At 41.3% G+C, this 26,154-nt stretch carries 25 protein-coding genes and 2 riboswitches; of the genes, 23 read left to right on the top strand and 2 right to left on the bottom strand.

The features are described 5' to 3' along the window. The first annotated feature begins 3 nt into the window (after positions 1-3). The 4 genes from FZC40_RS04155 to FZC40_RS04140 all read left to right on the top strand — a co-directional run bounded on the left by FZC40_RS04155 (position 4) and on the right by FZC40_RS04140 (position 4,679). Complete coding sequence (locus FZC40_RS04155) at positions 4-423, top strand: hypothetical protein (protein WP_148602644.1); 420 nt, start codon at positions 4-6, stop codon at positions 421-423. A gap of 14 nt (positions 424-437) precedes the next feature. Next, positions 438-821 carry a hypothetical protein gene (locus FZC40_RS04150; RefSeq protein ID WP_148602696.1) on the top strand — a complete coding sequence of 128 codons (384 nt, stop codon included), beginning with the start codon at positions 438-440 and terminating at the stop codon, positions 819-821. 800 nt (positions 822-1,621) lie between these two features. After that, positions 1,622-2,638 carry a DNA cytosine methyltransferase gene (locus tag FZC40_RS04145; RefSeq protein WP_148602643.1) on the top strand — a complete coding sequence of 339 codons (1,017 nt, stop codon included), beginning with the start codon at positions 1,622-1,624 and terminating at the stop codon, positions 2,636-2,638. After that, entirely contained in the window at positions 2,628-4,679 is a 2,052-nt protein-coding gene (locus FZC40_RS04140; protein ID WP_148602642.1) for an ATP-binding protein, read from the top strand. The genes FZC40_RS04145 and FZC40_RS04140 overlap by 11 nt, the downstream gene beginning before the upstream one ends. 200 nt (positions 4,680-4,879) lie before the next feature. Here FZC40_RS04140 and FZC40_RS04135 read toward each other — a convergent pair whose 3' ends face one another. Continuing rightward, positions 4,880-5,878 carry a GGGtGRT protein gene (locus tag FZC40_RS04135; protein WP_148602641.1) on the bottom strand — a complete coding sequence of 333 codons (999 nt, stop codon included), beginning with the start codon at positions 5,876-5,878 and terminating at the stop codon, positions 4,880-4,882. 11 nt (positions 5,879-5,889) lie between these two features. Beyond that, entirely contained in the window at positions 5,890-6,582 is a 693-nt protein-coding gene (locus tag FZC40_RS04130) for an iron-sulfur cluster assembly scaffold protein (protein ID WP_148602640.1), read from the bottom strand. Between the two features lie 269 nt (positions 6,583-6,851). On the opposite strand from FZC40_RS04130, the gene FZC40_RS04125 reads away from it, so the two are divergent. From FZC40_RS04125 to FZC40_RS04035, 19 genes are all read left to right on the top strand, one after another. Beyond that, positions 6,852-8,279, top strand: a complete 1,428-nt coding sequence (locus FZC40_RS04125; RefSeq protein WP_186843644.1) for a DUF2284 domain-containing protein — start codon at positions 6,852-6,854, stop codon at positions 8,277-8,279. 76 nt (positions 8,280-8,355) lie between these two features. Next, positions 8,356-9,111, top strand: coding sequence for an MTAP family purine nucleoside phosphorylase (locus FZC40_RS04120; RefSeq protein ID WP_148602638.1), 756 nt, complete (start codon positions 8,356-8,358; stop codon positions 9,109-9,111). A 2-nt stretch (positions 9,112-9,113) separates the two neighbouring features. Next, positions 9,114-10,151 (top strand): S-methyl-5-thioribose-1-phosphate isomerase, encoded by a 1,038-nt coding sequence (mtnA, locus tag FZC40_RS04115; protein WP_148602637.1) that lies wholly within the window; start codon positions 9,114-9,116, stop codon positions 10,149-10,151. Then, positions 10,148-10,885 carry a glycosyltransferase gene (locus FZC40_RS04110; protein WP_148602636.1) on the top strand — a complete coding sequence of 246 codons (738 nt, stop codon included), beginning with the start codon at positions 10,148-10,150 and terminating at the stop codon, positions 10,883-10,885. The genes mtnA and FZC40_RS04110 overlap by 4 nt, the downstream gene beginning before the upstream one ends. Positions 10,886-10,902: 17 nt before the next feature. Beyond that, entirely contained in the window at positions 10,903-12,015 is a 1,113-nt protein-coding gene (locus FZC40_RS04105; protein ID WP_148602635.1) for a DegT/DnrJ/EryC1/StrS family aminotransferase, read from the top strand. Between the two features lies 1 nt (position 12,016). Beyond that, positions 12,017-13,141 (top strand): FAD-dependent oxidoreductase, encoded by a 1,125-nt coding sequence (locus FZC40_RS04100; protein ID WP_148602634.1) that lies wholly within the window; start codon positions 12,017-12,019, stop codon positions 13,139-13,141. After that, positions 13,134-14,102, top strand: coding sequence for a glycosyltransferase (locus FZC40_RS04095; RefSeq protein ID WP_148602633.1), 969 nt, complete (start codon positions 13,134-13,136; stop codon positions 14,100-14,102). The genes FZC40_RS04100 and FZC40_RS04095 overlap by 8 nt, the downstream gene beginning before the upstream one ends. Positions 14,103-14,132: 30 nt before the next feature. Then, positions 14,133-14,945, top strand: coding sequence for a sugar phosphate isomerase/epimerase family protein (locus tag FZC40_RS04090; RefSeq protein ID WP_243135748.1), 813 nt, complete (start codon positions 14,133-14,135; stop codon positions 14,943-14,945). Positions 14,946-14,949: 4 nt separating this feature from the next. Next, positions 14,950-15,143: riboswitch (cobalamin riboswitch) on the top strand. Positions 15,144-15,259: 116 nt separating this feature from the next. Further along, positions 15,260-16,216 (top strand): ABC transporter substrate-binding protein, encoded by a 957-nt coding sequence (locus FZC40_RS04085; protein WP_243135747.1) that lies wholly within the window; start codon positions 15,260-15,262, stop codon positions 16,214-16,216. 99 nt (positions 16,217-16,315) lie between these two features. Continuing rightward, complete coding sequence (locus FZC40_RS04080) at positions 16,316-17,347, top strand: FecCD family ABC transporter permease (RefSeq protein WP_148602632.1); 1,032 nt, start codon at positions 16,316-16,318, stop codon at positions 17,345-17,347. 1 nt (position 17,348) lies between these two features. Beyond that, complete coding sequence (locus FZC40_RS04075) at positions 17,349-18,632, top strand: heme ABC transporter ATP-binding protein (protein WP_148602631.1); 1,284 nt, start codon at positions 17,349-17,351, stop codon at positions 18,630-18,632. Positions 18,633-18,678: 46 nt separating this feature from the next. After that, positions 18,679-20,049 carry a cobyrinic acid a,c-diamide synthase CobB gene (locus FZC40_RS04070; RefSeq protein WP_243135746.1) on the top strand — a complete coding sequence of 457 codons (1,371 nt, stop codon included), beginning with the start codon at positions 18,679-18,681 and terminating at the stop codon, positions 20,047-20,049. Further along, complete coding sequence (locus FZC40_RS04065; RefSeq protein ID WP_148602630.1) at positions 20,046-20,930, top strand: GHMP family kinase ATP-binding protein; 885 nt, start codon at positions 20,046-20,048, stop codon at positions 20,928-20,930. The genes FZC40_RS04070 and FZC40_RS04065 overlap by 4 nt, the downstream gene beginning before the upstream one ends. A 35-nt stretch (positions 20,931-20,965) precedes the next feature. Beyond that, positions 20,966-21,595 (top strand): precorrin-8X methylmutase, encoded by a 630-nt coding sequence (locus FZC40_RS04060; RefSeq protein ID WP_148602629.1) that lies wholly within the window; start codon positions 20,966-20,968, stop codon positions 21,593-21,595. A 4-nt stretch (positions 21,596-21,599) separates the two neighbouring features. Beyond that, positions 21,600-22,328 carry a precorrin-2 C(20)-methyltransferase gene (gene cobI / locus FZC40_RS04055; protein WP_148602692.1) on the top strand — a complete coding sequence of 243 codons (729 nt, stop codon included), beginning with the start codon at positions 21,600-21,602 and terminating at the stop codon, positions 22,326-22,328. Positions 22,329-22,341: 13 nt separating this feature from the next. Beyond that, positions 22,342-23,487, top strand: a complete 1,146-nt coding sequence (gene cbiD / locus FZC40_RS04050) for a cobalt-precorrin-5B (C(1))-methyltransferase CbiD (RefSeq protein ID WP_148602628.1) — start codon at positions 22,342-22,344, stop codon at positions 23,485-23,487. Continuing rightward, positions 23,475-24,101: a precorrin-6y C5,15-methyltransferase (decarboxylating) subunit CbiE gene (cbiE, locus tag FZC40_RS04045; protein ID WP_148602627.1), complete on the top strand. Its 627-nt coding sequence runs from the start codon at positions 23,475-23,477 to the stop codon at positions 24,099-24,101. Before cbiD ends, cbiE begins: the two co-directional genes overlap by 13 nt. Continuing rightward, on the top strand, positions 24,094-24,684 hold the full coding sequence (gene cbiT, locus FZC40_RS04040) for a precorrin-6Y C5,15-methyltransferase (decarboxylating) subunit CbiT (protein ID WP_148602626.1): 591 nt from the start codon (positions 24,094-24,096) through the stop codon (positions 24,682-24,684). The genes cbiE and cbiT overlap by 8 nt, the downstream gene beginning before the upstream one ends. Before the next feature lie 43 nt (positions 24,685-24,727). Then, positions 24,728-24,917: riboswitch (cobalamin riboswitch) on the top strand. A gap of 437 nt (positions 24,918-25,354) precedes the next feature. Continuing rightward, on the top strand, positions 25,355-26,068 hold the full coding sequence (locus FZC40_RS04035; RefSeq protein ID WP_148602625.1) for a type 1 glutamine amidotransferase: 714 nt from the start codon (positions 25,355-25,357) through the stop codon (positions 26,066-26,068). Positions 26,069-26,154: the final 86 nt, after the last annotated feature.

Here is a 26,154-nt window from a genome sequence, read left to right as displayed (position 1 = left end):
TTGATGTACAGAGAAATGGAGGATTACACTTATTTTGATGTGCTTGACGATATTTTTCTGACCTCGAAAATCATTGGAGAACGTGGGCGTATTGAGAAGGAAACATTTGATTTATTGCAGACAGGCATTAAAAGGATAAAGAATTATATTTTTTCGATAAATTACATTGCGGATAGAGCGGTGAATAGCGCTTCTAAAGCGGCTTATCTATCGTTGCTGATCAAGTATGGGATATCTGATATTGAACGTTTTGATAAGACGATTGATTTAAGGACGTTGGAGATTAAAAATCCGGAATATAAAAAATTCAAAACAATAATGAGGTTTGATCCAGAAGCGTATTTTTATTGGTACAAAAGCTTTGAAATTCTCGAAAAAGAAGAATTTTCCAAACAGCCTATTTTCATGTCAAATGAAAATTGAGAAGGAGCATTGTTATAGAGAATTACACCAATGAAGAATTAACCGCAGTGCTTCGGGAAGTAGCTTCAACGATTAGCAAATGTGAAAAAATGCAAGGTGAATTTGCTGAAGGAACCGCCCAGTGTTCACTGCTTATAAATAGAATCAAAGCAATGGTTATTTCAAAGCTATTGATAGAAAGTGAACTATCCCAAAAGGAACAAAGAATTATGGAACAGTACACAAAAGAAGAATTAATAGAAGCACTTAGGCCAGTCGCTTCAGTTATTAGTAAATGTGAAAAAGCACAGGGAAAATTTGCAGAGGGAACCGCTCATCATAAACATCTTGAAAATTTAATCAAAGTAATGAATCTTTCTAAAGGTTTGATAGAGGAGCAGCTTACTTTGATGGAATAAATGTCGGTTTGTCATAAATATAAATGGACAAAATAAGAAAACAGCCCCTTAGTGTAGCATGTATATGACTCTTTTTTTATTCTTACTGCTCTATTTTAATTGTCAATTTGATATCGATGTCGTATAATTAAAATAATAGACGTTTATTGATGGGCGATTCGCTATGAATTTTATGCAGAAAAAAATATAAATAATTTAATTGGCACTGGTCTACGTTTACTTGGCATTTTTTAATTTTGAGGGTGCCGGTCATAATTAAAAAAGTGTATAACTGTGGGCGATTGGTTGGTGAATAACCTACTTCATGGCCAGTTTCTGACAGTTCGCAATACTATATGGCATACTGTTGGGAGCGGCCACAGCAATTATGGCGGTGGCAATGACTATAAATAATTTTAAAAAAGCGATCAAAATAGAGCATATATGAAGTATGTTTTAAGCTAATAGAATCGTATGAAATTAATAAACTTTACAATATTATAGAGAAAGTAGTAATTTTGTCGGGATCTTTAAAGGGCGAAGAATTGGTAAAAGTAGCGACAAATAAATTAATGAATATTTCAACCGATTTAGTTTTGAAAATTTAATGTGACCAATGAATTTTCTGAGTATTAATAGAAGACCGATCGCACTAATGGGATACTGTCAATTTATCATAAACACAAATTGGTAATATGTAAAAAAAAACTTTAGATAGCGGGGATATGCCGAACGAAATGGTTGCTTATCTTAGTAATGATTTTGTTTATACTATACTTAACATATAAAAAAAACAATGATTGTAGGCGGATAAAAAATTAATGATTCGATTAAAAAAAGAATATAAGAAAACTTTGGCTGGATACAAATTTGTGGATTTGTTTTGCGGAATCGGTGGATTTCACGCAGCACTAAAAGCGTTTGGAGCAGAATGTGTATTTGCTTCCGATATCAATCTAGAAGCACAAAAGATATATAAAGCTAACTTTAGAATTGAACCTAAAGGAGATATTAGAGATATGAGGGAGGCGAATATTCCAAAGCATGATATTTTATGTGCAGGATTTCCCTGCCAAGCATTTAGCATTTCCGGTTCGCAAGAAGGCTTTAATAATGCAAAATCCGGAAGGTTATTCTATGAAATAATCCGAATAGCGGAATATCATAAATCGAAGCTGATACTGTTGGAGAATGTTGCAAATATTGAATTTCATGATGATGGTAAAACAATTGATATAATTATTAGTGAATTACACAAAATAGGATATAGTGCTTATAAACAATTATTAAATGCTGCTGATTACAACGTTCCACAATGCAGAAAGAGATTATATATTGTAGCTTTTCGAGAAGATATGAAAATTTGCGAATTTCGATTTCCGGAGCGTATAAAATTAAAACGTAATGTTGAAGCGATATTAGAAGCTGAAAACTCGGAGTCTGCTCGTAAAAGCATTATTAACAGAGAGTATCATATTCGAGATAGTTTTGAGGTAATAGAAAAAGAGTACAAAAAACCATGTATACGAATTGGTGAGATTGGACTCGGGCGTCAAGGCGAGCGAATTTATAGCATCAAGGGTTGTGCCACTACGCTTTCTGCATCAGGTGGGGGGGTAGGTGGAAGAACGGGTATTTATTTAATAAACAACCAAATCAGAAAACTAACCCCTCGAGAATGTGCTAGATTAATGGGGTTTCCTGATAAATTTGTGATTGCAGAAGCACCAAATCAAGCATATCAGCAGTTTGGAAATAGCGTAGTTGTAGATGTTTTGCAACACATTATTATAGAAGTCATAAAAACGTTATTAAAGGAGTCGTATTATGAAAAATAGCATACCATTTTCGTTAAACTATAACGCATTGAAGATGTTTGGGAGGCAACTCTATTCTAATGCCTGGGCGGCAATTTCCGAGTTAGTTGCAAATGGTTTTGACGCCGAAGCGTCCAAAGTATATCTATATATTAATATGATTGATAAAGAGCACTCGACTATTGAACTTTTAGATAATGGCTCGGGCATGGATGAACGAGAGTTACGTAACAAATATGTAATTATTGGTAGAAATCGCAGGTTAAGTAATCCAAAGGATACGGCTACCGGGCGTAAAGGCATTGGGAAATTGGCTGCGTTATATTTATCAGACAATTATAATATTATTGCAAAAAAGGATAGTGATATTACAGCTTGGGCAGTTGATATTTCCAACATGGATGATCTTAGCATTCCTAGCTTGGAGGAGATTGATACGATGTCGATTAAGGTGACGTGTGCGGACATATGGAACGGAACAGAGTTTGAAAACGGAACTCTAATCCAACTACTAGATGTAAACTTGCGTAGACTTGGTGATGCGGCAATAGACGCTCTAGAGCATAAATTGTCAAATTATTTCCTTTTTGATTCGATGGAAAAAAAACTAAAAGTTTGCATTATTAAAAAAGCTACAGATGAATTGGTTTTTAAAGATGTTTATAAAAGTATCGCATTTGATAATATGTCACATATTTACTGTTCCGAAGATACTTACATTGATTCTACTAAAGATAGTTTCGAGGTGAATTATAATAACAAATTAAGTACAAATAAAACGCAATTATTTAAGAGAAAAAAACAGAATTTCCCAGCGGAAGTTACCAATCGCGGACTAAAAGAAAAAGTTTCTATTAAAGGGATTAAAGAATTTTATGGAAAAGAAAAAGAGTATGTACTTACAGGGTGGATAGGGATTCACTCATCAATCGATAGTCAAACTTCAAAAAAGAATGATAAGCGATATATCAAAAACCAGTTTTATAATCCCAATCAAATTAGAGTATATGTTAGAAATAAACTGGCTAATGAAAATATTTTAGGAAAACTAGATTTAGTTGGAACGTATGCTAACTATTTAGAAGGTGAAGTTTCATTTGAAATTTTAGATGATGATGATTTTGATGATATTGCAACATCTAACAGACAAGAGTTTTCAATAATTGATGAACGAGTAACGCTGTTGATTAGTTTATTAAGAGGTATTGCTAGTCAATTAGTAGCTCGTAGGCAAGAATTAGCCGATAAAGTCAATGAAATAAAAAATGCAGAAGATGAGCAGATAAGAGCAAAAGAAAAATCAACTTTTGAACAAGAACTACACGATGATTTAATATCGGCAAGTGTCCCGGTTGATATCGCCAATGATGTTTCTCCAATAATAGCTAACAAATTGAAAGGGCAATACGAACTAAAAACCTCTTATAAATTATTTATTTCCCATGCAAAAAAAGACAGAATGTTTACTGATTTTATTTCTCACTATTTGCAGCACAGAGGTTTTAAATGGACTGATGATTATACTACAACTGATATTTTTTATTCATCCGATGGTCTGGATATTACCGGATTAACTCCGCTATCTAACATGATAAGGGAAATGATACTCAATCATAATACTGATATTCTTTTTTTCACCTCGCAAAACTTTTTAAAAAGCCAGTTTTGCTTATTTGAAGGCGGTGCAGCATGGGCTACGCGTGCCATCGTTGATTACAGTATAATTTCTGTTGATTATGGGTGTATTCCCGTTTTCCTCACAAATGGAAAGCCAGAATTTGCATTTGATATTAAAGACAGGTCTTCTTTTGAATTAAATGAACAAAACTATAATAATATTTTGAAAATCCTGAACCGCCTTATTAGGCATCTGAATAACAATAGGCGGTTGTATGAAGAACAAGAAGTTGAGGAAATTGTTGAAGCGTCTTTTAAGGATAAAGTGCAGATGAAAAAAGAGGGGAAAAATTTGAGAGATTATATGGATAATGATGTGTATGAATATTGGAATACTTACATTATGGATATGATAGATAACTATATTATAGAACAACAATTATAGTAGACCGAACAAGTAAAACCAAGGAAATCCCAACCTACGCATGCTGTTTTTTCCTGACTCTTAATCAGGTGGAGCGACTGGGATGAAAAATAAACCCAGGTTTTTGAAGCCTGGGTTTTCAATATTTGTGTCATACGACCAAAATCTATCTCAATCGAACTTGCCTGAAATCGCATGATACCGTAATAAATGGGGCTAGCCTACTTACTTGCTTCCTCAACCGCCACCGCCACTGAAACAGTTGCGCCAACCATGGGGTTATTACCCATTCCAATCAGACCCATCATTTCGACATGAGCAGGAACGGAGGAAGAACCGGCAAACTGCGCATCGGAGTGCATCCGGCCCATCGTGTCGGTCATCCCGTAGGAAGCAGGACCTGATCCCATATTGTCAGGATGCAGAGTACGACCGGTACCGCCACCGGAGGCCACCGAGAAGAATTTCTTGCCCTGCTCCAGGGCTTCTTTCTTATAAGTACCGGCAACAGGATGTTGGAAACGGGTCGGGTTGGTGGAGTTTCCGGTGATAGAAACATTCACGCCTTCATGATGCATGATGGCAACGCCTTCCTGAACATCGTTACAGCCATAACAGTTAACAGCGGCACGTTCGCCAACCGAATAAGGTGTTTTTTCAACGATGTTGAGTTTTCCGGTTTTAAAATCATAATCGGTTTTGACATAGGTAAAACCGTTGACTCTGGAAATAATCAAAGCGGCGTCTTTTCCCAAACCGTTTAGGATAACCCGGAGTGGTTTCACTCGAACCTTGTTGGCCGACCGGGCGATGCCGATGGCACCTTCAGCGGCAGCAAAGGATTCATGCCCGGCGACGAAAGCAAAACATTCCGTGTCTTCTCTTAAGAGCATCGCGCCGAGATTGCCGTGACCTAAACCAACCTTGCGTTGTTCGGCAACGGAGCCGGGAATACAGAAAGCCTGTAAGCCTTCTCCGATGACTTCTGATGCATCCGCAGCATTGGTAATGCCACGTTTAATCGCTAGGGCAGCACCCAGTGTATAAGCCCAGCAGGCGTTATCAAAACAGATCGGTTGGATGTCTCTGACAATCTTTGCAACATCAATCCCTTTTTCATCACAAATAGCTTTTGCTTCTTCTAAAGATGCAATGCCATTGGCAGCCAAAACTTCTTCAATTTTAGCGATTCTTCTTTCATAACTTTCAAATAATGCCATGTGATTTCCTCCTATTCTTTTCTTGGATCGATGTATTTTACAGCATCGTCAAATTGTCCATATTTACCAGAGGCTTTTTCCAAAGCTTCAGCAGGTTCAACGCCTTTATTGATGCTTTCCATCATTTTCCCAAGGTGAACGAAGGAGTAACCAATAATCTCATCATTCTTATTTAAGGCCAGCTTCTGGATGTAACCTTCAGCAATTTCAAGGTAGCGCGGTCCTTTGGCAAGAGTACCGTAGGTGGTGCCAACCTGGCTTCTTAAGCCTTTGCCCAAATCTTCAAGACCGGCTCCAATTGGGAGGCCGCCTTCGGAGAATGCCGTTTGGGTACGGCCATATACGATTTGCAGAAACAATTCCCGCATGGCGGTGTTGATTGCATCGCAAACAAGGTCGGTGTTAAGTGCTTCTAAAATAGTTTTACCCGGCATGATTTCAGCGGCCATTGAAGCGGAATGAGTCATTCCCGAACAGCCGATTGTTTCAATCAGACATTCCTGGATAATGCCATCTTTTACGTTGAGGGTTAACTTACAGGCACCTTGTTGAGGAGCACACCAGCCAACACCATGGGTTAAACCGGAGATATCGGTGACTTCTTTCGATTGAATCCACTTACCCTCCTCTGGGATTGGTGCAGAACCGTGGTTTGCATTATTGCCAACGGTACACATTCTTTTAATTTCTTGAGAATATTCCATTCATTAATCTCCCTTCAAAAAATTACTCGATTTATTATAAACATAGAATAACAAAAAAAACAGGTAAATTTTTGATATTTATGAAAATTAAAGAAAAATACCCGTATTGGACAAAAAGTTTAATTGAAGATTAGGATGAATCGATGTAAAATAGAGCATAAACCTAAAATAGGTTAATTTTAGCTTGAAGTTATCGTAATGAATAATTAAATAAAATGAACCAATGGAGATCAGACAATTGTCGGATCGACTAGGAAGGGATGAAAAAAATGGAATTAAAAAATAAACTGAGCTTTGGTGCTAAGCGGGTGGAATATCTGATGGAAGAGTATTTCGATCGTGAGAAAACCCTTGGCTATTGCAAGGAATGTCCCAATTTTTCTAAGTATTGGTCTTGTCCCACTTACACCTTTGACGAAGCGATCTTTTTAAAACAGTTTAAATATATGCATATTATCGGAAGGCAGTTTGAAGTTCCCCGAGATGATATCCGGAATATCCGTGATCCTCAGGAGATTAATGATTACTGTACCGAAAAGCTGGAAGCCATAAAAGTGATGACCTGGAAAACGCTTTTAGAAATCGAGGACGAAGTGGAAGGTGCCTTAGGGCTGGTTTCCGGTAATTGTCCTATTTGTGAAATTCAAAAGATGCCTTGTGCCAGAAAATCACATCAGCCATGCCGAAATCCTAATCTAATGCGGTATTCATTAGAGTCACTGGGGTTTAATGTTGCGTCGCTGGTAAAATATGAAGTGGGAATGACTCTGGAGTGGCCGGCGAACAGCCGTTTGCCAAAGGTCCTGACGTCTGTTTCGGCTATTTTATGCAATGAAGAAATCCCCAAGGAAGTGTTAAAAAAATATTTCCCGGATAAAAAGAAAAGCTGGGTCAAAAATAATTCAACTCAACCGGATACGAACTTTCATGTATCGGAAACTATTAAATCGTCTGAAACAATCCATGGCAATATAGAAGAGGTTCGGGCCAGCTCAAAAATTATTGATGATGAGATTCCGGCCTACCGTCCACAAAAAAGTTGGGTTGGGTATAAAGCGGAACGAAATCCGGAAGATCTGCCGGCAAAAATGGGAGCGACCGTGACGGTTCAGGAAGAAGAACCCTCAGAGCCGGAAAAAACGTCTAAAGAATTGGCAGCGAAAGAGGTTCTTGAAGAAGATACCGCTCCTGACATTAAAGAAGAAAATAGTGTCGAAGAAGTCGTCCCGGAAGAACCTGCTGAATCAAAACCAGCGCCGGAGATTGCAGAAGAAGATGAGTCAAATTATAAATGGCTGGGCTTTAAGGCTGATCTGGATGATGATGAAATAGTCAAACGACCAATTCCGAAAATGAGTGAGTTGGTTTTTGAAGGGGAAGAAGAAACGGAACCTGAGATTGGGGTTCCGGTCGAGGAAGATCCGGTACCGGCAGAAGAAGTAATCGAATCAGTCCAGGATAGTAAAAGCATTCCTGATGATGAAGAACTGAGGAATGAAGATGCTGTCGATGCTGTCGAAGCTGTCGAAGTTGAAGTTGCAGAAGAAATAAGTGAGCCCTCGGAAAATCTGGCGGATGCCAGCGAAGAAGAGGATGATTCAAAATATAAATGGCTCGGGTTCAAAGCACCATTAGATGATGAGGAAGAACCAATTAAAACCAAGTCAACCTTATCAAAATTAAATATTCCCGAATAAATTAATAGTTTTAGTGCGAATGGGATCTTGTGATCCCATTCTGTTTTCAAACAATTAGAATAGAAGGAGAAAAAATATGTATTATTCAGCAGATGTTGGTGTTATTGGCGGTTCAGGTCTTTATGAATTAAGTACAGATGTGAAAAAAATTGAAATTGATACCCCTTACGGGAAACCATCGGATGATATAAGCCTTGTAAAAGCAGGCGCAAAAACCATTGCGTTTTTACCACGTCATGGTAAAGATCATATCCTCAATCCTTCAGAAATCAATTATCGGGCAAATATTTATGCATTGAAAAGCCTTGGGGTAAAAGCGATTATTTCGCCCTGCTGCGTTGGCAGCCTGAAATTTGAAATTAAGCCCGGCGATTTTGTGGTAACCGATCAGTTTATCAATCTCACATCGGGTCGAAAAGATACATTTTTCGAAAAACCGAAGGTTAATCATCTTAGCTCGGCCCATCCCTATGACCATAAACTGCGAGTTCTGGCAATGGAAACAGCCAAAGAATGTGGAATTACTGCTCACTTTGGGGGAACAGTCGTGGTCATCAATGGCCCTCGTTTTTCAACGATGGCTGAAAGCCGGATGTTCACTATAATGGGAGCCGATGTGGTCAACATGACCCAATATCCGGAAGGCTATCTTTGTCTGGAACAGGAAATTCCAGTGGTTAATATTGCTTTGGTAACTGATTATGATGCCGGCTTAGAAGACCATCCGGATATTAAGCCGGTAACTAATGATGATGTCATCCAGGTTCTCAATGAGAATTCTGAAAAAGTGAAGATGCTGATCTTTAAGCTTGTCGAAAAATTAGAGGTATAGGTTTGAAGCCAGTTTATTATGAAGAGGGAAAGTTAAAACTCATCGATCAGACCAAGCTTCCCACCGAGCTGATTATTCGTTCCTACACCGATTATCGGGAGATTGCAAAAGCAATCGTGGTGATGATTGTACGGGGGGCACCAGCCATTGGCGTGACCGCAGGCTATGGCGTTTATTTTGGGGCTTTAGAATATGTAAATGAAACAAAAGAAGTTTTTTATGATAAAATGAAAGAAGTTTGTGCCTTGCTGGCGGCAACCCGTCCAACGGCTGTTAATTTATTTTGGGCGATTAAACGGATGGAAAGCGTGCTGCAAACTAATTGCGAAAAAGAATGTTCCCTGATTGTGGAACTTTTAAAAAAAGAAGCAGATGATATCTGCGCTGAAGACATCCAGATGTGTCGGGACATGGGAAAATATGGGGCGGAACTCATTCATACCGGGGATACCATCCTCACTCATTGCAATGCCGGAGCATTGGCTACTGCTGATTATGGGACGGCGCTGGGTGTGATCCGGGCGGCTCATGAAGCAGGCAAAAACATTTCGGTTTATGCCGACGAAACAAGACCGCTTTTACAGGGCGCCCGGCTGACCGCTTATGAACTTCATGCGGAAGGAATTCCGGTAACGCTCATTACGGACAACATGGCCGGCTGGATGATGAAACAGGGAAAAATTGATGGTGTAATTGTTGGCGCGGATCGGATTGCCTCCAATGGCGATGTGGCTAATAAAATCGGAACCTATTCGGTATCGGTTCTGGCTAAAGCCCATGGCATTCCCATGTATGTGGCGGCGCCCACCTCAACCATTGATTTTGCCATGAAATCCGGTGATGAGATTGTGATCGAAGAACGGGATTGCCGAGAAATCAGTCATATCTGTGGAATTCAGGTGGCACCAGATGGTGTGGCAATGGAAAACCCGGCGTTTGATGTTACCCCGCATCAAAATGTGACGGCTATTATTACTGAAAAGGGTGTGGTGTATCCGCCCTACGATATCAATATTCCAAAGTTAAGTGGTGAAAAATGAAAGTAAATATATTATTTCCTGTTCTGGATGAAGAACGGCGACTGGAAAAAGGGATTTTAAAAACCCTGGTTTTCCTAAAGAAGAACAAATTGTTTGATTATCAATTAACCATCATTGATAACGGCTCAACTGATGCCACTGAAGAAATCAGCAAGCGCCTTTGTGAGACACACAAAGAGGTGCGCTATTTAAAAACACCTGAAAAGGGTGTCGGGGTAGCCGTTCGAACCGGAGTGGCGGACAACACCTGTGAAATTGTCGGGTATATGGACATTGATTTGTCCACCAAAATCGATCATCTCAAAGAGGTGCAAGAGATTTTTGAAAACCAGCCTGAGGTGCAGATCATAAAGGGCTCCCGGCTGATGAAAGACTCCACCGTTGTCGGGCGAAAAGCGTCACGGGAATTTACCTCCCAGGGACTGAACACCCTGCTCCACATTGTTTTCAAGAATCACTTTAGCGATGCTCTCTGCGGTTTTGATTTCTATCGGAAAGAAACCATCGAGCAACTAATCGCCGATTCCAGTCAGGATAATGGCTGGTTTTATACGGTCGAGCTATTGCTTCGGGCAGAACGAAAGGGCCTTGAAGTTCATGATATTCCGGTTATTTGGAAGGATGATTATGATACTAAAGTTAAAGTTATAAAAACTGTGGTATCCTATCTTAAACAAATTCATTTGATAAAATCAGAATTTATAAGGGAAGATCGGAAGACTTCCAAATCATGACAGAAGTGGAGACAAAGATGAAGGTACCGGCAAATAATCTATTAAGACACTATAATGAACACCAGGACGAGTACGAAGCGAAGGCTTTGGAAATACTCAGAAGCGGAAACTATGTTCTGGGTAATGAAGTGGAAACATTTGAAAATAATTTTGCAAAATATATTGGCACAAACTACTGCGTAGGGCTGGGAAATGGTCTGGATGCGCTCTGGCTTTCTTTCCGTATTTTAGGCGTGGGTCCCGGGGATGAAGTCATCGTTCAGGGCAACACCTATATCGCCAGTGTGATGGGGATTACGATTAACGGAGCGACCCCGGTTTTTGTTGAACCGGATGAATTTTATTCTATCGATGCCGATAAAATTGAAGAAAAAATAACCGCTAAGACGAAAGCCGTTTTAGTGGTGCATCTTTACGGAGAGTGCTGTGAAATGGATAAAATTGTTGCGCTTACAAAAAAACACAGCCTCTATCTGGTGGAGGATTGTGCCCAAAGCCACGGCGCCACTTTTAAAGGGCAAACCACCGGTTCTTTTGGAGATATCGGTTGTTTTAGCTTTTATCCGTCTAAAAACCTGGGCGGTTTCGGAGATGGCGGCGCGATTACCACCAACAGTGAAGAGCTGAATAAAGCCTTTAGAATGTATCGTTTCTACGGCAGCGAAAAACGTTATTATAATAAAGTGGTTGGGACCAACTCGCGGTTGGATGAGCTCCAGGCGGGCCTGCTCAATGTTAAATTGAACTATTTAGAGGCCTTAAATGAAGACCGACGTCGGGTTTGTAATAGCTACCTGGAGCACATCAAGAACCCGGTGATTCAACTGCCGAAACGAAGAAAAGATTCAGAAACCGTCTGGCATCAATTTGTCATTACCACCCCCTATCGGGATGAGTTCAAGGCCTACCTGGAGGAAAAGGGAATCGGCAGCATCATCCATTATCCCATTCCCCCTCATTTGTCCGAAGCCTATGCGTATTTGAAGATCGGGACGGGCAGTTTGCCGATAACCGAAAAGCTGGCGAATGAGGTGCTTTCTCTGCCTTTGTTTTATGGCATGACAAAAGCAGAAATGGATACCGTCATTCAGGCAATCAATGCCTTTGTCCCAAAGACCTTGGAGAAATAAGATGACCTGGGACAAAATAATTATTGGCGCCGGTCTCTACGGTCTCTATGCGGCGAAAGCCTGCGGCGAGCGTGGCGAGCGGGTTTTGGTTTTGGAATGGGAAGAAGCGCCTTTTAAACGAGCCACCTATATTAATCAGGCTCGGGTACACATGGGCTACCACTATCCCCGATCCTATGCAACCGCCATTAAATCGGCTCATTATTTTAATCGTTTTGTCAAGGATTATGATTTTTGTATTCATAGCGAATTTGAGCAAGTTTATGCGACCAGTGACAGCTTCAGCTGGACTAATCGGGAACAATTTACGCAATTTTGCGAGGCGGCTGAAATTCCCTGTGAAGAATTATATCCTGAAAAATATTTTAAAAAAGGTCTCTGTGATGGCGCTTTTGCAACCAGGGAATACACTTATGATGCCGCGATTCTGGGGCAGTTTTTTATGGATTCGCTGGAAAAATGCAGCAACGTTGAAATAAAATACGGCGTCCGAATTAAGGAGATTGTTAAACAGAGCGATGTTTATGAAATCATTCTTGAAAATGGAGATACGGTGCAAACCGGTTTTCTTCTTAATGCCACCTATGGTTCAATGAATCAGATATTAAATTTGGCTGGTTTTGAACCGTTTAAAATAAAGTATGAGCTTTGTGAAATTATTCTATGCAAACCCTTGAATAAGCTTTTGAATGTGGGGATTACGGTGATGGATGGTCCGTTTTTTTCGATTATGCCCTTTGGAAAAACAGGACAGCATTCCTTAACAGCGGTAACTTTTACGCCCCATGTATCTTCCTTTGACAGTCTGCCGGTTTTTCATTGCCAGCAGCGAAGCGGCGGTTATTGCACCCCTCAACAACTGGGAAATTGCAATGATTGCCCGGCCAAACCGGAATCAGCCTGGCCGTACATGTCCAGTATGGCCAGAAAGTATTTAAGGGAAGATTACGGTTTTGCCTATACCGGGTCGCTGTTTTCCATGAAACCCATTCTCAAAGCTTCAGAGGTGGACGATTCCCGGCCGACGGTGATCCGAAAGGTCAGTGAAAAGCCAACCTTTGTTTCCGTTTTATCCGGGAAAATTAATACGGTTTATGATTTGGATGAGGTATTAAAAAATGATTGAAACCCAAATGAATAGTGTTGAGATAAACGATAAAGAAAAAAACTTCGTTTCGGCGGTCATCTATGTCTATAATGATGAAGAACGGATTCAAGAATTTTTACTTAAGATTAATTCGGTCTTAAGTAAAAATTTTGAAAACTATCAAATTATTTGCGTAAACGACGCATCCGACGATAAAAGCTTTGAGGTGATCAGAGCGGTTGCCAAAACCATTACCGGAACGGTCATCAATGTGATTAAAATGAGCTTTTATCAGGGCGTCGAGCTTTCAATGAACGCGGGAATCGATATTTCCATTGGCGACTTTGTTTTTGAATTTGATAATATGGTGATGGATTACGACCTCAATTTAATCATGGAAGTCTATTATCAATCCCTAACCGGTTTTGATATTGTGAATGCGGCGCCAAAAAAATGCGAACGGAAAACGTCCCGCTTGTTCTATAAAGTATTTAATCGTTATTCCCATAGTCCCCATCCGCTGCGGACAGAAAATTTTCGGGTGCTGTCCAGAAGAGCGATTAATCGGGTGCATTCCATGAGCAAAACCATTCCTTACCGCAAGGCGGTTTACGCCAACTGTGGGTTAAAAATCGACACCATTGAGTATGACAATGATTTGTCCTGTACCAAAGCTTATAATAAGGAAACAAAGCATCAACGGAAAGAAATGGCAGCGGATTCCTTGATTTTATTTACAAATGTTGCCTATAAAATGTCCCTTTGGGCGGCTGTTTTTATGATGGCGGCAACCTTTGTCATTGGCATTTATACTCTGGTCAGCTATGTAACCGACCAGGTGATTTCCGGTTACACGTCCATGATGCTCGTCCTTGTATTCGGCTTCTTCGGGGTCTTTGCTATTTTTGCAGTCGTGATAAAATATTTATCGATGCTGATTGATCTGGTCTTCAGCAAACAGAAATACACCATTGAATCCGTTGAAACCATGAGTGAATAAAGAAACAACCTTTTATGAAACGGAGTAGTTATGAAATATAGTATGTTTTCCTGGTTTGGTTATTTTATGAAATTTGAAGAACGAATTAAAATTATTGCCGATGCCGGTTTTGATGAAGCGATGATTTCCTGGGAGGATGAATTTGAACCCTGGGCATTAAAAAAAGAAGCTTTTCCTGAGATTGTCAGAAGCAGCGGATTGGGGATCACGAATATTCATGCGCCTTTTATCGGTTACAATGACATTTGGGAAGCCACCCGTCTGGAAATACAACCGAAGCTCGAGGTGTTCAAGGATTATATTCGCGATTGCAAGCGCTTTGATATTCCGGCAATGGTGATGCATACCAATGATCTCGATGACTTCAAGCCGGATCTGGATAAGGGCAAAGCTTTTTTCTCTGAACTGGCAGACACGGCCGAGAAATACGGGGTAGATTTAGCTGTTGAAAATGTATCCCGGCAATATCTGTTGGATTATCTGCTGGGAGAAATTGATGCCCCTCATTTTGGCATGTGCTACGATAGCTCTCATGATTTTCTGGAAATCGAAAACTCCGGCCGAATTCTCAAAAAATACAAATACCGGATTAAAGCCCTGCATTTATCCGATAATGATTTTCAGGAAGATCGCCATTGGATTCCCCGAGAGGGAAATATCCCACTGGATGAAGTCATGCAGGAGCTTCTTTCGGTGCCGACGATTGAAACCATTTCCTATGAAGTCATTGCCAATGAATTATGGCGGGAGCGGGAACCGATTGAGTTTGCCGGTGCCGTGTTGAAAAGTTTAACCATTAATGAACAAAACGAATTAGCAACAGCGGGCGTGACGCTGAAATAATCAATTGAAATGTTGTCTGATTTATGATACACTGCGACTAATAAAATAGAGAAGTAATGAGGAAAGGGGTGAGACTCCCCTACAGCCCCCGCTACTGTAATTGTTGACAATATTCTTGTAAACCACTGTCGAAAGATGGGAAGGAAGAATGGCGAAGGAAGCAAAAGTCAGGACACTCATTGATCATTGAATTTCTTCGGTGGGAAGAACAATATTAAACCTTTTGTTTAGTATCCAGCATCCCCAGGAAGCTGGATTTATTTTTTGCAAAAAAATGCAGAAAAAATAGGAATGGAAAAGGAAAAGAGGAAAAAATGAAAAAGAAAAAAATGAAAAGCATTTTGGCTATTTTGGTTGCTTTAACACTGGTTGCAACTTTTACCGGTTGTCAGCAGAGCAGCACGACTAAGACGGCTACGGGTGTTCAAACAAAAAGCGGTTCGACAACCTATCCATTAACCATAACGGATGATTCAGGAACAGCGATAACCATTGATAAAGAGCCGCAAAAGATTGTGTCCTTGTCGCCATCCGATACGGAAATCATCTTTGCGATTGGCGAAGGCAGCAAGCTTGTCGGACGAACCGATTACTGTGATTATCCGGAAGAGGCTTCGGCCGTAACCAGTATTGGAAGTTTCAGTTCGCCGAATCTTGAAAAAATCATTGAACTGGCACCGGATATTGTCATGTCTTCAGATTTTGTATCGGATGAGATGAGCCAGCAACTAAAGGCCATCGGAGCGCAGGTTATTGTTGTTAATCCCACCAGCATCGATGGGGTGATGAATAATATTGTTATGGCCGGAGAAATAAGCAATGCCAACGATAAGGCCAAAGAAGTTGTAGAAGGAATGGAAAAACAACGCCAGGAATTAATCGCCAAGGCGGCAACCATAAAAGAACCAAAATCGGTCTTCATCGATATTGGAAAATTTTACACAGCCGGCCCGGGATCCATGCTGGATTCGATGTTGACGGATCTTAATGCTAAGAACATTGCGGCCGATGCGACAAGCCAATGGGCGCAACTGAGCACCGAAGCAATCATCGCCGATAATCCGGATGTGTATATTTCTCTTTATACAAAACCGGATGTGATAAAGGCAACGCCGGGCTTTGATAAAATCAATGCCATTGCCAATAATAACATTGTTTATTTTGAATATTTAACGCCGGAAAGCGATATGGTTCAGCGACCGGGTCCGCGTATTATTGAAGGAATGGCTTTACTGGCACAGAGCATCTATCCAGATGTATTTAGTAAATAATCACTTCAGGGGCGAATGCTGTTCGCCCCTGAGTTTTCTCATCAATTAGGAGTAAATTCAGGGGTGAACAGACAAAAATGAAATTAAATTGGAGACACAATGAAAAGCAAGCTTAAAAAACATGCCATGCTGATATCGATAATTATTTGCATGATTATTATTTATCTATGTACCTTAATGGGCGTTACGTCTATCTCTTTTGTGGAGGCAAACAAGATTTTGCTGAATCAGATTTTTCATATTGATCTTGGTATGGAAAACATCAGTGTCGGGGCCATCGCCATTATCTGGAATGTCCGCTTACCGAGGATTATTCTGGCCTTTGTAACGGGTGGCGCGTTAGCACTTTGCGGCGCGGCTTATCAGGGGATTTTCAAAAATCCCATGGCGGATCCCTATATCTTAGGGGTCTCATCGGGAGCTGCATTAGGGGCTACCATCGGCATTATCCTGAAGTTTTCAAGCAGCTTTCTGGGTCTTAATGGAATAGCCATTTTAGCCTTTATCGGTTCATTCTCAACCATCTTGATTGTCTATAATATTTCCCGGGTGGGGCGTAAAGTGCCGGTGGCAACCCTATTGCTCAGCGGGATTGCGATTGGACAAACCTTGAGCGCATTAATATCTTTATTTATGATTTTCAATCAGGATGAAATGTCGCAGATTATATTTTGGACCATGGGGAGCTTAAATGGCAAGGGCTGGAATCAGGTCATTGCGGTGTTGCCTTATGTGATTTTAGGCTGTGTTATTATGCTAACGTCGGTGCGAGAGTTGGATATCATGCTTCTCGGAGAAGATACGGCCAATCAGCTGGGAGTGGATACCGAGAGATTAAAAAAGAAGATCTTGTTTTCCTCCTCGCTGATAACAGCAGCAGTCGTGTCGGTTACCGGAATCATCGGTTTTGTAGGATTGGTTGTCCCTCATATTGTCAGAATGGTGACCGGGCCGAAACATCGTGTTTTAGTTCCTTTTTCACTATTGTTCGGTGGCGTTTTCCTGATTTTGTGCGATACGCTGGCCCGGACGGTAACAGCTCAGGAAATTCCGGTAGGAATTATTACGGCGGCTTTTGGTGGACCTTTCTTTGTTTATCTCTTGAGAAAAAGAAAAAAGGGCGGTGTCTAAGATGCAACGTTTAATGCCAAAAATTATGCTGAATTTCAAGGATGTTGTCGCTGCCTATGGCGAAATAAATGTGCTGCAGGGTTTTAATGCCACGATTTGTCAGGGAGAATTTGTGGGGCTGATCGGCCCTAATGGAACTGGAAAATCGACCTTGCTAAAATGTTTGACGGGGCTATTGCCGTTAAAATCAGGCGAGATTATGCTTGAAGAAAAAAACAATGCCAATTATTCACAACGAGAGCGGGCGCAGCTGGTGGCCGTGGTGCCGCAATCCTTTGACATTGACTATGATTTTACGGTCGAAGATATTGTGCTGATGGGCAGAAACCCCTACCTGAGCTACCGAGTTAAGGAAAGCCGGAAAGATTATGATATGGTCACAGAAGCGATGCGGGTGACCAAGACATTATCATTCCGGAAACGCTATTATAATAATTTGAGCGGCGGCGAAAAACAACGGGTCATTATTGCCCGGGCAATCGCTCAGGATCCGGATATCATTTTTCTTGATGAACCCACATCAGCCCTGGATATTCACCATCAAATCGAAGTGATGGAGTTGATCCGCAACCTCAATTTAAAAAAATCCATGACCGTGGTGGCGGCGTTGCATGACATCAATCTAGCCTCCCGGTATTGCAATCGTCTGATTTTGATGAAAAATGGCCAGGTTGTCGTGGATGGAACGCCTAAAGAAGTGATCACCGAAGATAATTTGAAAAAAGTTTATGATATGAAAATGTTTATTCAGGAGAATAAGCTTTTTGAAAAACCGGAAGTGATTCCTCTTCGGGTCATTAAAGAAACAGAAACCTATCACAGCCTTCGCATTCACGTGATTTGTGGTGGAAATAAGGCCTCTCAGGTTTTGGAAGAGCTCGAAGCGATGGGCCACCATGTGACCGCGGGAGTGGTCAATCAGGGCAGTGATGATTGGACGATATGCGATGTCCTCGGCATTCCCATGGTTGAGGAAAGTCCGTTTACATCAATTAGTTTGGAAAAGCAGGAAGAAAATCTGGCCTTAATGGCAGATTGTGATTTTATTCTCATTTCGGATCTGCCTTTTGGACATGGGAATATCAACAATCTTAGCGGCTTGGAAAATCTTAGTGGCAGTATCTATTTTCACAAAAACTGTCGCAATAATGATTTTACTGAGGGCAAATTATCAAAACGTCTTTCGGATATCAAATCAAAGAAGCAGCTGGTGGAAATTGATGATCATCAGGAATTTTTAGAAATGATTAAAAAATTAACCCTCATCGAAAACCATGAAGCTTAATATCGAGGATAAAAATAAAATCCGTGTCATTCGGGAGAAGGAGATCATGATGGATTATTTTATGCTGGCAGGTGCCAGCAGTAATGTTGGAAAAACAACGGTTACGATGGGAATAATGGCTGCCTTTAAAAAGAGAGGCCTTAATGTAAAGCCGTTTAAAACCGGGCCGGACTATATTGACCCCATGTTTCATAGCTTTGTCACCGGGGCGCGGTCCATAAATTTGGATACCTGGATGTTGGATGAAGACACCATTCGAGGACTGTTTTACCGCCGCCTTGAAGAAGCGAATGATCTTGGAATAATTGAAGGGGTGATGGGGCTGTATGACGGACATAGCCTGGAATCGGATGTCGGCAGCAGTGCCTACCTGGCTAAAGCGGTGGATGCTCCGACAATTCTCATCATTGATGGTCGGGGCATGTCAAAGAGTGCTGCGGCATTGGTAAAAGGATATATCGATTTTGATCCCGAGACAAAGATTGCCGGGGTAATTATTAATCGAATATCCTCAAATTCTCATTACCAGTTACTTAAGGAAATGATTGAAGCCTATAATGATGTGACCTGCCTGGGATATTTCCCTGACAATCCGGATATTGTAATGGACAGTCGTCACTTAGGTTTGGTTCCGGTTGAAGAGATCCCGGATTTTAGAGAAAAAGTTGATAAAGCCGGTGAACTGGCGGAAGCCCATATTGATTTGGACAAATTGCTGGAACTCAGTCATCACGCCGATATTACCAATCATTATATCGATCCATTTAGCGCCTGGGATAAGAAATATCAGGGGCTGCGTATCGGTGTTCCGAAAGATCGGGCCTTTAATTTCTATTACGAAGACAATTTCCAGGCCCTTGAAAATGCTGGGATTGAGATCGTTCCCTTTAGCCCGTTGAATGACAAAGCGCTGCCGGAAAACCTCGATGGGCTTTACATTGGCGGGGGTTTCCCGGAAGTATTTGGGGCTGAGCTGGCAGAAAATAAAACAATGCTCACCGATATTAAAAAACAATTGGAAGCCGGACTTCCCTGTTATGCGGAGTGCGGGGGACTGATGTATCTTACAAAATCCATGACCCTCAATAATGGCGAAACAAATGAAGGTGTCGGTTTTATTGATGGTGAATCCCATATGACAAAACACCTGCAGCGATTTGGTTATGTGAATATCTGTGCTTTCTTAGGGGAAAAGCCCATTGAAATACGCGGACATGAATTTCATCACAGTGAGGTAACCATATCGGAAGAAATTCCAACGGCCTATGTGATCACAAAAAATAGCCGAACCTGGACGTGCGGCTATCGATTAAAAAATATGCTGGCCGGCTATCCGCATATTCACTTTTACAGCAATCCTTCATTCTTGAAGGCTCTGCTGACATCGGCACTCGACCACAAAGAGGGACGAGAATGAGGCGGGTTAAGGTAAAAACACCGGGAACCTGCGGAGAATTTATTCAAGGCTGGTTCGATGATAATCCCTGTCTGGTATCTTGTCCTATTGACCGTTATTCAAACATTACCATTGAAGAAGGCCCGGGTAATCTGAATTTGTTAAAGCCGAAAACCGTTAAACTGATTGAAGAAGTGTTTCGCCTTTATGCAATTCCCAATGAGGAAAAAGAAAAGCTGCATATAACAATGGATACTGAAATACCTCTGGAAAAAGGGATGGCCAGCAGCACCGCGGATATAGCCGGAATGGCGGCCGGGCTTTCAGAATACTTTGGCTTGGGGCTGACCCCGAAAGAAATCGGAGCGCTTTGTGCCGTGATTGAGCCATCGGATAATTTAATGTTTTCTGAACTGAATCTTTTTAATCATATTAATGGAGTGGTCTTAAAGAATTTCGACGGTTGTGTGGAAGCGGATTTGATAATCGTTGATTTCCATGGGGGCATCGATACGATGTCCTTCAATGAAACCCAGGATGATTATTCAGATAAAGATTTAGAAACTTTTTCGGAAATTGTAAACCTATTTGAAAAAGGGGTTAGAACGAAAAGTTTAAAAGATATCGGAGCAGCATGTACCAAAAGTGCCTTTCTCAATCAGAAAAGACTGAAAAAACAATACTTGGAGGAAATAACCACACTTTCAAAAAAGTTTGGCGGATTGGGAACCGTGATCGGCCACAGTGGAACGGTCATCGGGGTCATGTACAAGAAAGAAAACTTTCAGGAAGTTGAATTTATAAAAGCTTTAAAAACACATATTCCGGAAACGGCTTACGCGGAACTATATTTTAATCACTTGATTCCGGGTGGAATAACAGTATCCCAGGAAGAAATTTAAATTAGAAAATGAATAATATTAGAAGGAGAGAAAATATGGCTTATATTAATAACCCCCAAGAAATCGAAGAACGCAGTTTTGAAATTATTACCCAGGAATTAGGGGAGAAGGTTTTTCCTGAAGCGATTGCCCCAATGGTAAAACGGATCATCCACACTACCGCCGATTTTGAATATGCTGATTTGCTGGAAATTCTTAATAATGGTTATGAAAGCGGCATGGAAGCGTTGAAACAGGGGAAGAAAATTTATGCGGATACCCGGATGATTCAGGTAGCTGTTAATAAGAAAGCATTGGCAGATCATGGGATCAAGATTGTCAATTACGTCCATGATCCGGATGTCGCGATTGAAGCCAAAGAACGCGGCGTGACCCGTTCCACGGTTGGAATGGAAAAAGCATTTAAAGATGACAGTATCGGTATTTTTGCGATCGGAAACGCGCCAACAGCCTTGTATACCCTTATTGAAAAAGTGAAGGCGGGGGAAGTAAAACCAGATCTGATTATCGGAGCGCCGATTGGCTTCGTTGGAGCGGCAGAATCGAAAGTGGCCCTGGATCAAATTGACAGTCCGATTATTCGGATTAACGGAAGAAAGGGCGGAAGCCCGGTGGTGGCAGCCATTCTTAATGCGATGTTGTATCAACTGGGAAGGGAATGGTAGGGAAATGACAGCAGAAAAAAAAGGAATATTTTACGGTATCGGTGTCGGTCCGGGAGATCCGGATTTAATCACCGTTAAAGCCGCCCGAATTTTGGATGCCTGTGATGTGGTGATCACCCCGACTAAAAAGATGGGAAAAACCAGCATTGCCTTTGAAATTGTGAAAAGTCATATTTCTGACCTTTCAAAGGTTTTGGACATGAATTTCCCGATGATTTCGCTCAGTCAAGAACGAGAAGTTTTGGCAAAACAATGGAAAGAAAATGCCGATGAGATTGAACTGCTTTTAAATGAAGGCAAGAATGTGGCTTTTATTACCTTGGGAGACCCCATGGTATTTAGTACCTATTCTTATGTCATGGAGTTTTTATTAAAGCGGGATATTGAAGTGGTTACCCTGTCCGGCGTCCCATCATTTTGTAATTTAGCGGCGCAGCTTAACATTCCGTTAACGCAGGGAGAAGAATCCCTGGGGATCGTGGCGATGACCCAGCCGATTGAAGAAATCCGAGCTATTTTAGATGCCCATCAAAATATTGTGGTAATGAAAATTTCCGCCAATAATGTTTTAATGGCTGAGGAATTGGAAGCCCGGGGTCTGGAAAAGTCCTTTGTGCTGGTGTCAAACATCGGGATGGAAAATCAACAGATCATCCGAGACATTGACGTACTTAAAGGAAAGATTCCGTATTTATCAACCTTGTTAGTAAAAAAGAATTATCCCCTTCAATAATTGAGGCCAGCAGATGTTAAATAAAACGATTGAAAAAAACGGAAAAGAACTGCGCTATGGTTATACCACCGGATCATGTGCCACGGCGGCAACAAAAGCGGCCCTTCTGATGTACTTAAACCAAAAAAAAGTGGCGACCGTTAAGATCGATACCCCTAAGGGATGGCCACTTGAGCTAATTCTTCACGATCAGGTTTTTTCTGAAAAAGAAGCTTCCTGCTCGGTCGTGAAAGATTCAGGTGATGATCCGGATGTTACCAATGGCGTTAAGGTTTTTTCGAGAATAATACCTTCAAATAAAGACGGCATCCAGTTCGTCGCCGGAATCGGGGTGGGGACGGTAACCTCGGTGGGGCTCAGTATCCCATTGGGAGAACCGGCAATCAATCCGGTTCCCCGGGAAATGATAAGCCGGGCCATAGCGACTGTCTTGGCAGCGAATGACCAGAGCCCGGCAGTGGATTTGCCGCGAGGCTGGGTTGTCGAAATATCCATTCCCCAGGGAGTGGAGCTGGCCAAACGGACCTTTAATCCTAAACTGGGGATTGAAGGGGGATTATCGGTGCTGGGCACCTCCGGGATTGTGGAACCCATGAGCGAGGATGCCCTGAAGGCATCGTTAAAGCTTGAACTCAATGTTCTCAAGGCAAGAGGGTATAAAGAAATCATTTTTGTCCCGGGTAATTATGGAAAAGATTTTTCGGAGACCCTGGGACTTAATCAGGAGGTGCTCATCAAAACCAGTAATTTCATCGGATTCATGCTCGATGAAGCGGAACGAATGGGATTTGAGAAGATTCTGTTGGTCGGGCATTTGGGAAAACTGGTGAAGGTTGCCGGCGGAATTTTCAATACCCACAGCAGTGTGGCAGATGGCCGGATGGAAATACTCGCCGCTCATTGCGGTTTGTTGGGAGCTTCTCAAACAACGATGGAAAAAATCATGGCCTGTAAAACAACCGATGAAGCAACCGATATTATTTTAGAAGAAAACCTGCCGGACTATTTTAATCATCTGGCAGAGGCTGTCAAGAGGAGGGCCATGGATCGGGTTTACAAAACCATCGACATTGAGGTGATCCTGTTTTCTAAAATCCATGGCCGATTGGGCCAAAGTAAAGATGCGGAGAAAATGAGGGAACGATTATGTATCCATTAAAAGTTATTGGATTGGGGCCGGGACATCCGGATTATATATTGCCGATTGCTAAAAAAGAAATTGAAGCTGCTGAGGTTATTCTCTGCGGGGTCCGACATGCTGAAAGCTTTGATCCCACCGGGAAAAAAATGCTCTATATCGGAAAAGGCACGTCGTTAAGCGAATTGATGCAGGAGGTTGCAAAGGTCTACCGAACTCGCAAAACAGCCTTGGTGGTGTCGGGAGATACCGGGTTTTACAGCCTTTTATCCTATGCGAAAAAAGTAATTCCGGAAAAAGACATTGTCTGTATTCCCGGAATCAGTTCCCTGCAATATCTTTTTGGAAAACTGGGAGAAACATGGGAAGATGCCAGGCTTATGAGTCTTCATGGCCGAGACCAGGATTTATTTGCAGCGGTCACTGAAAATAAGAAGCTGGGAATACTGACAGATAAAAATAACAACACCGCCTTTATAGCAAAAACCCTGGAATCAGCGGGGCTGAAAGACAGCATTATTTATGTGGGGGAAGAGTTATCCTATCCTAATGAAAAAGTTACCAGGCTGACCATTGAAGAAGCCCTGACTTTTAAGGAGAAAGGAATGGCGGTGGTGGTGATTATCAATGAGTAAGATAGCAGGATACAAAGACGAAGCTTATATTCGGGGAAAAGCCCCGATGACCAAAAGAGAAATTCGCGTGTTGACGATTTCATTATTGGGCATTGAACCGGGGAATGTCGTGGTGGATATTGGTGCCGGTACCGGCGGCTTAACCATGGAAGCGGCTTATGCAGCAGCATCGGGAAGGGTTTATGCGGTCGAAGCAAAGGAAACGGCACTGGAACTGGTGCAAAAAAATAAAGAACATTTTAAAGCCGACAATGTGATGATTGTTCCCGGCAAAGCGCCGCAAGTTTTGGCTGCAATAACAGAGCCGGTGGATCGGGTCATCATTGGCGGTTCCGGCGGCAATATGGAAGGCCTGTTCAAATGGTGCAAGGAAAAGATCCGATCCGGCGGACGGGTGGTTGCCAATTTTGTGACGCTTGAAAATGCGGCGCAGGCGACCACACTGATGAACCGGTATTTTGATAATGTGGAACTCATTCAGGTTGGAATCAGTCGGGGAGAAGGCCTTGGGGGACTGACGATGCTGAAGGCTTCCAATCCTATTTTCATTATTACCGGCGACGTGGCAGTAAAAGAATCATAGGAGTAAATAATTTGCAGGATTTTTATTGACAACTAGAAGCACTTATTATATAATAACCACAATTAAATAGTGAACTTGTCCTATATTCAAGGGAAAAAGGTGTAAATCCTTTGCTGTAATCGCAGCTGTAATGCATGATGACCGTCTCATAACCACTGTTAAGTCTTTAACGGGAAGGGTAGATGGAAAATTGATTGTTGAGCCAGAAGACCTGTTTGTAGTGATTTCTTATTAAAACCTCCGATTTAGAGGACTGTAAGAGCATTATATTTAAGTTTTAAGTATGATTCTTTTATCCTTCTCCTTTGGAGAAGGATTTTTTTAATTGTTTTTCTCCTAGGCAATAGAAAATAATAGAATCTCTTCGAATAAAAGGACATCTCCAAGTCAGTATTTAATTTCCTTCTTTTTCGGGGATGGTGTGTGACATCCCCGAATTTTAATTGCTTTCATTAATTTATATTTTTGATAGATGTTTTTATTCCTTCGCTCAAATTTTTCTGGCCAAAAATTTGAGCACCATCAAAAAAAGCGTATCCAAACAGGATAGGCTTTTTTTAATGCTGACAATTTATTGTACGCGAGATTAAAAAAAGAATTTGTAGAAAGCTTTCTAAATGTTATACTTTTATAAAAGTATAACATTTAGAAGTAGATTGGGGAGGTAAGGATGAGAATTCATTATTTGCAGCATGTACCCTTTGAAAATCCCAGCAGGATTTTGGAATGGGCAGAAAAAAATAAAGGCATAGTAACCGCTACCCACTTGTATAATGACGAGAAACTGCCCGATGTTTCTGAATTTGACTGGCTGGTCGTAATGGGCGGCCCGATGAATATTTATGAAGATCAAAAATACCCCTGGCTGGCCAGAGAAAAGCACTTGATAAAAGAAGCCATAGCGATGGAAAAGGTGGTGATCGGCTTGTGCCTGGGCAGTCAACTGATTGCCGATGTTATTGGCGGAAAGGTCGTTAAAAACAAAGAAAAAGAAATTGGCTGGTTTCCCATTGTTTTTACGGCGGAAGCCCGAAAAGCCACTTTGTTTTCATTTTTCCCGGACAATCCGGTAGTATTCCATTGGCATGGCGATACCTTTGCCGATTTGCCGCAAGAGGCAGTTATTATTGCAGAAAGCAAGGCCTGTCAAAATCAGGGCTTCGTTTATAAAAAGAGAGTTTTCGGTTTTCAGTTCCATTTAGAAAATACCTCGTCTATTATTGAAGCGCTTATTGAAAATTGCGGAGATGAAATGACCAAGGGCAGCTATGTCCAGTTACCGGAAGAAGTTCGATCTCAGGAAAAATATATTTCTCAGGACAATCAATGGATGGATCAATTTCTTGATCAGGTCAAAATAATGGCTGAGGAAGGCAGCATCTAACTGTTTGTATTTTGTCTAGTTTCGGGACAATAAGCGAGGATTTAAATAAATTTCAATTGCAAATAAAGAAAACCAGAATATGAAAA

The sequence above is a fragment of the Acetobacterium tundrae genome, from assembly GCF_008086615.1.
Taxonomy (GTDB): Bacteria; Bacillota; Clostridia; order Eubacteriales; family Eubacteriaceae; genus Acetobacterium; species Acetobacterium tundrae.
Note: the sequence above shows the minus strand (reverse complement) of the source record. Positions and strands in the feature narration are given on the sequence as shown.